The organism is Arthrobacter sp. ISL-85 (assembly GCF_018613675.1).
Lineage (GTDB): Bacteria > Actinomycetota > Actinomycetes > Actinomycetales > Micrococcaceae > Arthrobacter.
Window position 1 is genome coordinate 1 of the sequence record NZ_JAGGPQ010000035.1, and the last position, 7,706, is coordinate 7,706.

A 7,706-nucleotide genomic window follows, 5' to 3' on the forward strand; every position below is an offset into this window, starting at 1 on the left:
GCGGATCCGGGTCCTGTGTGGGCAAGTCCGCGGCCGGCTCCGGCGGTCCTCCAGCCCGGCCTCTCCCAATTCACGGTAGCGGCGGGACCAACGCGCTGCCGTCGGCACAGAGACATTGAACCTCTCGGCAGCCCGGCGCAAGGGCCACCCATCAACCACGATGCACCGGGCTAACTGCAGACGCCCCGAATGAGCCAAAAACGCGTTACGGTGGGACACGAGGACCTCCTGGTTTGTGTTCGCTCTCGACAAGCACCACACAACACCCGGAGGTCCTCTTATTGCGTCAAATCACTCCCCGTGTCATCAACCTGCCGGGACACTACATCTAGCGTGCCCCTCTCTCCAGATCGGTCAGTTCTGATTCAAGTTGCTGGGTCAGGTTCCGCAAGCGCCGTATGTTCTCTTGGGAGACGCGTCCGGGTTGGGTCGTGACTTGTGCGTCGACGTCGAAGACAGTGTTGGGGCTGTGCCAGACGTTGAACCATTCCAGGCCATGGCCAAGGGCGTCACGGGTGACACCTTGGAGCAGGAGCAGGGGTTCGCGGGTGTTGATGGTGAGCTTTCGGGCCAGGTCAGGATCTGATGAGACTGCCTGTACTTGGCGGGGTCCACCGGCAGGGTGGTATCCGTGGTCGCGCATCAGGCTCAACAGGGACGCGTCTTCCAGCAGTTCCGCGGTGAAGTGCGGGAAGAAGTCGCGGGGGACCCAGGTTCGCATGAAGGCTACGGGAAGGTCGTCGAGGTAGCGGACCCGCTCGATTTTCCAGGTGTTGGTCGTATTGAGGGCGTCGATGCCGGCTGGGGGCGGCTCGGAGGGTTCCATACTGAGGACGTGGGTGCGCAGGCGTTGGCCGTGTGCAGCGGCCTGTTCGTCCAGGCCGCCGGCACGCTGCACGTGCCGGCGAAGCACGGGTGTTGCGGCCACGACGCTGCCGCGGCCGCGCTGGCGGCGAATCAGGCCCAGGTCGGCGAGACCGGACAGCGCTTGGCGGACCACGCTTCGGGAGACGCCGAACTGTCTTTGCAGTTCCTCTTCAGTGGGCAGCGAAGAGCCTGGGGTAAGTCCCATGTCCACGATCTGCCGGTGCAGGATGTCCCGGATTTGGGCGTGGAGTGGACCTCCGCCTTCCCGGTTCAGAGGGCTGGTGCGTCCCGGCTGCTCTGCCGCTGTTTCTGCTGGTTCCAAGCTCACGTTGACTCCTCTGCCACTGTGGACATCTTAGCCCTCACGCTGCTGCCCCCGGCGGGGCAGTGACGATAGTTCACCTTGACGTGATCCATAACACCCATTATTGTACGTATCAAAGGTACGTACAACCCGGCTTCCTGGATCACAGAAGATGCCGTGAACGCGAAGTCGCGAGTCACCTGCTTGAGCCCGCATCGGCGCGTGAGCGAAGTGAAAGTACCTGCAGGTGACAGACGGATACGTAAGTTTCAAACCCCCCATTGGAGAGTCCATGCGCGACCCGCGCTCGGTGCGTTGCACCTACTATCTAGAATCCGAAATTGACCCGGAAAAGGCGGCCGCCATCATGGCCGGCGAACAGTCCAGCGGCACCTTCCTCCCGGTGCCGGGTGAATCCGCCCGGATCCGCGAGCGGCACGCGGCCCGGATCTCGGATGTCCAGGAACTCGGCTTTTGCCGCCCCTCCCTGCCATCACGGGCGAACCCGGAAAAGGTCCGCGCTGCACTGGTCACTGTTGATTTCCCCATGGAGAACGTCGGTACGGACCTAGCAACGCTGCAGACTGCCATCGCAGGCAATCTCTTCGAGTTGGGCGATCTTTACGCCTGCCGGCTTCAGGACATGCAGCTGCCGGAGGACTTCGTCGCCGCCCACCCCGGTCCGGCCTTCGGGATCGAGGGGACCCGCAAGCTCATCAGTGATGTCCAGGGCGTCATGGTCGGCACCATCGTTAAGCCCAACGTCGGGCTTTCCGAAGGGGAGTTCCGGCTGGTGGTCCGCGATCTGGCGATGGCGTCCATCGACCTGATCAAGGACGATGAGCTCATGACTGATCCGGCCTATCTGCCGTTGGAACGCAGGATTGCGGTCGCCACGGAAGAGATCCGGGCCGCAGAGCAGGTCACCGGCCACTCCACCATGTATGCCTTCAACATCACCGGTGACCTCGCAGGCCTGCAAAAGCGCCACGACCTGGTCGTCGAGGCCGGCGGCACTTGCGTGATGCTGAACATTCCCGTGATGGGGCTGCCTGCCCTGGCGTTGCTGCGCAGCTTCGCCGAAGGTCCCCATCCACGGCCACCGGGCCGGTCTCGCGGCTTCCATGAGGTCCAAGGCCCTTGGCGTTGATTACCGGGTCTGGCAGCAGATGGCGCGCCTGGCCGGCGCAGACCACCTGCACGCCAGCGGCCTGGGCAGCAAGTTCTACGAACTCGATGAAGAAGTGGCCTCTAACATCCGCAGTCTGCTCGCACCTCTCGGACAGACCCTTGCACCGCTTCCTGTGTTGTCGTCCGGGCAGAACGTCACCACCCCAGGGCCCACGTTCGACGCGGTCGGTTCCACGGACCTGATGATGCTCGCTGGCGGCGGGGTCGCGGCCCACCCGGACGGCCCCGGCGCAGGAGTGCGCAGCCTCCGCCAGGCATGGGAAGCAGCCGTGGACGGGGTCCCCCTGCAGACTGCAGCCACCAAGCAGGCGAAAACTGGAGATGACGCCCTGTTGCATGCGGTCCAGACTTTCGGGAAAGGTGCCTGACATGCCCGCTTTCGGTTTCGTCGCCGACGACCTCGCCGGAGCCGCCGACGTCCTGGCCCAAGCCCACCGCCACGGGCTCGAAGCAGCCCTGGTCATCGGGGACGCCCCACTGCCCACGGACACCGACGTCGTCGGGTTCGCCGGGCCTGCCCGATCGCTGTCCGGGACCGCGTTCGACAACCTGGTCACCCACGACCTTGCCGGCATTGCCGCCCTGAACCTGGAGGTACTGCTCTACAAGGTCTGCTCCACCTTCGACAGCTCCACCACTGTGGGAAGCATCGGCCGCGGAATCCAACTGCTCCACGAGCAATTCCCGCTGCACGGCCCAATCCCCGTCGTCCCTGCCCAACCTGACTTCGGCCGGTACACCGCCTTCAGCAACCACTACGCCACCCATGCAGGCCAGATCTACCGGCTTGACCGCCACCCCGTCATGTCCCGGCACCCTTCCACCCCCATGTCCGAGGCCGACCTGCGCCAGGTCCTGGCCGAACAGCTCGGCGACGACAAGATACCGGGGGCTATCCATCTGCCGGCTTATGACGACGGCACCTTCAAGGACTCCTGGGCGAACCGGAGGCGGGAACTCGGGGCGAAGGCCTTCGTGGTCGACGCCGTCGATGAACACCACATGGACGCGGTTGCAGAAGCGCTCACCCGGGAAGAACACGGTCACGGTCCCTCGATCGTGGTCGGATCCGGCGGCATCATGGCAGCGCTGGCAAGGTCCATCTCGGATCAGGCTCCCCGTACCCCCGGCCCGCAGAAGCCGTCAGGACCTGTCCTGGCAGTGAGCGCTTCAGCCTCCAGCACCACAGCGGAGCAGATCAACGACGCCATCTCCATTGGCTGGGAGGACGTCCCGGTCCCTACCGAGCTGCTGCAGCGCGACGACCCGGCCCTGATCGCCGCCCTGGATGAGCGCGTCTCAACCGCGCTCCACGCAGGACGCAACGTCGTCGTTCACACCACCCGCGGCGCGGCTGACCCACGCTACGGGGCGAGCACACCAGTGGACGCCGGCTACGTCGGTACGTTGATTGGCGGCGTTGCTGCCCGGATGGCCGATGCCGGGCTCACCAGGGACATCGCCGTCTGTGGCGGCGATACCTCCAGCCACGCACTCATCGCCATGGGCGTACGCCAACTGCGGGTATCCGACCAGTTCGTCACCGCAGGCCCGATCCTGCAGGCCGATGGTGCCTCTGCCGTCGGCGGCTGCCGGCTCCTGCTTAAAGGCGGACAGGTCGGACCCACCGACATCCTGCGCCGCTTCGGCGGCCAGCTCCCGAGCTGATACCCCACCAAAACAGTCCTCCACGCATCAAGAACCAACGAAAGGCGGCCCCCATGCGGGCAGTAGTCAAGAACGCAGCCGAACGAGGCGTCACTTACGTCACCGACGCCGGCGACCCCAAAGCAACAGAAGGCTCAGTCGTCATTGAAGTCGGCGCGGCCTCCCTGTGCGGCACGGACCGTGAACTCTACGAATGGACCCCCTCCGCCCAGGCCTTCAACCTCAACCTCCCCGTCATCCTCGGCCACGAAGGCGCAGGAACCATCGTCGAAGTCGGCCCCGGCGTCACCGGCCTGAACATCGGCGACCAAGTCGCCGTCGAAAGCCACCTGACCTGCGGGCAATGCTTCCCCTGCCGTACCGGTGACGCCCATACCTGCGAACGCACAGGGATCCTGGGCATGCACATCGACGGCGTCTTCGCCGAATACGCTGCCGTCCCCCAGGACATCTGCGTCAAGCTCCCCACCGGCCTGTCACTCGAATCCGGAGCCCTGCTCGAAGCCGCCGGCGTCGCCGTCCACGCCATCCAGCGCGCCAACTACTCCGTCGCAGGCCGGGCCGTGCTCGTCAGCGGCGCAGGCCCGGTCGGCCTCGTGGTCGTGAACCTGGCACTGCTCATGGGCGCCTCCCACGTCATCGCCGTCGACCCCAACCCCTACCGCCGCGCCCAAGCCGAGAAACTCGGCGCGACCGCCCTGCACCCCAACGACGGCATCGTCGAACGCTGCCGTGAACTGACCGGCCGCCGCGGCGGCTTCGACGTCGCCTTCGAATGCTCCGGCGCCCCCGGCACCCTGACCACACTCTTCGAAGCCGTCCGCCGGGAAGCCACCGTCATTACCATCGGACACCCCAGCCGCCCCGCGGAAGTCGACATCGCCGCCTACATCAACAAAAAGGGCATCACCCTGCGCGGCATCTTCGGACGCAGGCTCTGGGAAACCTGGGAACAGAGCCTCTTGCTGCTGGACTCCGGAAAGCTCCAGCTCGACTGGCTCATCACCCACCGCAAGAAGCTCAGCGAGATCGACGACGCCGTGGAGCTTCTTACGGGCGATGCCTGCAAAGTCCTGCTCATTCCTGGCCTCGGCTAACCCACAAGCCACGGAACTGACGGTCCGCACCGCAGTTCCCAATCACTCAGCTATTCAATAGGAGAAATCAATGTCGATTCCCATCAAGAAAGCTCTGGAGAAGGTCCCCGGCGGCATGATGCTGGTGCCCCTTGGCATCGGAGCCGTCATCCACACCCTGGCCCCGGACGCAGGTAAGTTCTTCGGCTCCTTCACGGGGGCCTTCTTCACCGGCCTGGCGCCGCTGCTGGCCGTGTTCTTTGTCTGCCTCGGCGCGACACTCGAGGTCAAATCAACGCCCTACATCCTCAAAAAGGGCGGCGTGCTCCTCGGCTCCAAAATTCTCTTCGCCATCCTCATCGGCGTCATCGCCGGACGCTTCCTCGGCGAAGCACCCATCGACTCCGGAATCCTCGCCGGGCTCTCAACCCTCGCACTCGTCGCCGCACTCAACGACACCAACGGCGGCCTCTACATCTCCCTCATGGGCCAGTACGGGCGCAAACGCGACGCCGGCGCCTACTCCATCCTGTCCCTGGAATCCGGCCCCTTCTTGACCATGGTCACCCTCGGCATCGCCGGGCTGTCGGCCTTCCCCTGGCAGGCACTCGTCGGCGCCATCCTCCCGCTGGCACTGGGCATGCTCCTCGGAAACCTGGACAAAAACATGAGAAGCCTCCTGGCCCCACTGGTACCAGCCATGGTGCCGTTCCTCGGCCTGGCCCTGGGCCTGACCATCAACCTCAACGCCGTCGTTGAAGCAGGGCTGCTCGGCATCGCACTCGGCCTGTTCGTGGTCTTCGTCGGCGGCGCAGTGCTGCTCCTCGCCGACAAACTCACCGGCGGCGACGGCGTAGCGGGCCTCGCGGCAGCAACCACAGCCGGCAACGCAGCCCTCGTCCCCGCCATCATCGCCACAGCCAACCCCGTCTACGCCCCGGCTGCCGACCACGCGACTGTCCTCGTGGCAGCATCGGTCGTCGTCTCCGCAGTACTCTGCCCGATTGTAACCTCAGCATGGGCAAAGAGGCTGCAGAAAAAGGCCCGTCTCCAGGACAGCGAAGACACCTCCCCCGAAGAGAAGATGGCCGTCCCCAAATACGCAGTGGAACCCCAGAACTGAAACTGGCCAGCGCAAAGTATGTAAGCAAGTAAGGAAGCGGGGTCGTGCACACTGCACGCCCCGCTTCCTTTTTTCGGGACCTTCCAACAAATACCGCCCAGCCAATGTGGCAGCCTCGTCGCGAAACGTCCCGCCAAAGCCCAAGGACATGCGGGATGCCAGTTATGAAAGGAACAACAATGATTGCAGACCCACAGACAATCGATCTGCCAACAGTCGCAGCTGGAGCCCACCCGCTGAGCTATCACAACTGGGTGCACCTCAACCCGGGCGACAGAATCATCGTGAACCGGAGCGGATTCGCACCCGAACAAGGCACCGTGGACGACATCAGTGCGGATGCCAGCTATTTCTGGGTCTGGATTGACGGCCAAAGCCGAATCCTGATCTTTCACGGCGACGGCTCAGTCATAAACCGTTTGGATAGCCGCCCATCACGGGACATCACCTCAGGGGTAGGAGGGCAAGCGGGCTGCCCGCGGAGGAGCGCAGCTTGAGGGCCGTGAATCCAGGTCATGGCTGATGCTCGAAAGAGTTGATGATCTCATCCCGCCCCTGGAGCTAGACAACGGTCATCATGTGGTGTTCCTGGACGCCACACCAGTCTTCCCTGAAGAAGCCCGGACCGTGAAGGAACACGGCTTGGACGCATTGTTTGAAGTCTGGGACGAGGATCCACTTTCAGATCTGAACCGCGAACTCCCGGTTCCGTTGTGTGCGTAGCCGCCGTTTTAGCTGAGTCCCCGTGCCCGGTGAAGGATCCCTCACCGGACGCTTGTAAGCCGGCTCTGTAGTGACTGCGGACTCCCTGCCGCTTGGGGTCCCATGCATAAGCTAGGGCCCGAGCCAAGCGCAAAAGGCGACCGAACTCAGAGCACTAAAAAGCGGCTTGAGACGGCCAGGGCACCACCGGCTGATCCTGCGATTGACCACAATTGTTCAGCAGACCGAAGTCATTTCTGCACTACCAGATTCCCGAATGACCCGCCCGATAAGTTGCCCTAAGCGGACGCAACCATAGCACTTCGTCAGTTGCCCAAATGTCTCCCTCAGTTTGCATCGCCTGTACAAGGCGTGCACTGTCGGTGACGGTCGAAAACTGAGCCATTGTGATGGTTGAAAACTGAGCCACCCGTTCCAAACGATTGGGTGGGTGATCACAGTGGAGGATTGGGCGCTTATTCGGCGGTTGCATCTTGCCGAGGGTGAGTCGATGAGATCGATAGCGGCGCGGCTGGGGATCTCCAGGAATACAGTCGCGAAGGCCGTCAGTGCTGACGGTCCGCCTACGTATGTTCGGGCGCCGCGGGACTCCGGGATCAAGGCTGTGGAACCGGCGATTCGTGCGCTGCTGGTGGAGAACCCGCGGATGCCGGCGACGGTGCTGGCGGAGCGGGTGGGCTGGTCCGGGTCTCCGGCCTGGTTCCGGGAGAACGTGGCAAGGATCCGGCCAGAGTATGCCCCGGCCGATCCTGCT

Annotated in this window: 10 protein-coding genes; 8 read left to right on the forward strand and 2 right to left on the reverse strand. The window is 63.9% G+C overall.

Going from position 1 to position 7,706, the window contains the following annotated elements; all coding sequences use genetic code 11:
- Both J7I84_RS21100 and J7I84_RS21105 read right to left on the reverse strand, forming a co-directional pair.
- The coding region (locus J7I84_RS21100; protein WP_214946477.1) for a helix-turn-helix domain-containing protein at positions 1 to 219 on the reverse strand (219 nt) is incomplete at its 3' end.
- Between the two features lie 109 nt (positions 220 to 328).
- The gene (locus J7I84_RS21105; RefSeq protein WP_311381194.1) at positions 329 to 1,195 is read right to left on the reverse strand and encodes a GntR family transcriptional regulator; all 867 of its coding nucleotides are present in this window, start codon (positions 1,193 to 1,195) and stop codon (positions 329 to 331) included.
- Positions 1,196 to 1,463: 268 nt separating this feature from the next.
- On the opposite strand from J7I84_RS21105, the gene J7I84_RS21110 reads away from it, so the two are divergent.
- The 8 genes from J7I84_RS21110 to J7I84_RS21140 form a co-directional block, all read left to right on the forward strand.
- Entirely contained in the window at positions 1,464 to 2,321 is an 858-nt protein-coding gene (locus J7I84_RS21110) for a RuBisCO large subunit C-terminal-like domain-containing protein (RefSeq protein ID WP_251046921.1), read from the forward strand.
- Positions 2,296 to 2,730, forward strand: a complete 435-nt coding sequence (locus tag J7I84_RS21695; RefSeq protein WP_251046922.1) for a RuBisCO large subunit C-terminal-like domain-containing protein — start codon at positions 2,296 to 2,298, stop codon at positions 2,728 to 2,730. Before J7I84_RS21110 ends, J7I84_RS21695 begins: the two co-directional genes overlap by 26 nt.
- Before the next feature lies 1 nt (position 2,731).
- The gene (locus J7I84_RS21115) at positions 2,732 to 4,030 is read left to right on the forward strand and encodes a four-carbon acid sugar kinase family protein (protein WP_214946478.1); all 1,299 of its coding nucleotides are present in this window, start codon (positions 2,732 to 2,734) and stop codon (positions 4,028 to 4,030) included.
- Positions 4,031 to 4,083: 53 nt separating this feature from the next.
- Entirely contained in the window at positions 4,084 to 5,127 is a 1,044-nt protein-coding gene (locus J7I84_RS21120; protein WP_214946479.1) for a zinc-binding dehydrogenase, read from the forward strand.
- 70 nt (positions 5,128 to 5,197) lie between these two features.
- Entirely contained in the window at positions 5,198 to 6,229 is a 1,032-nt protein-coding gene (locus tag J7I84_RS21125; RefSeq protein ID WP_214946480.1) for a 2-keto-3-deoxygluconate permease, read from the forward strand.
- Positions 6,230 to 6,408: 179 nt separating this feature from the next.
- Positions 6,409 to 6,726, forward strand: a complete 318-nt coding sequence (locus tag J7I84_RS21130) for a hypothetical protein (RefSeq protein WP_251046923.1) — start codon at positions 6,409 to 6,411, stop codon at positions 6,724 to 6,726.
- A 25-nt stretch (positions 6,727 to 6,751) separates the two neighbouring features.
- A complete protein-coding gene (locus J7I84_RS21135) occupies positions 6,752 to 6,952 on the forward strand; it encodes a suppressor of fused domain protein (protein ID WP_214946481.1) in 201 nt (66 codons plus the stop codon).
- Between the two features lie 439 nt (positions 6,953 to 7,391).
- The coding region (locus J7I84_RS21140; protein ID WP_311381195.1) for a helix-turn-helix domain-containing protein at positions 7,392 to 7,706 on the forward strand (315 nt) is incomplete at its 3' end.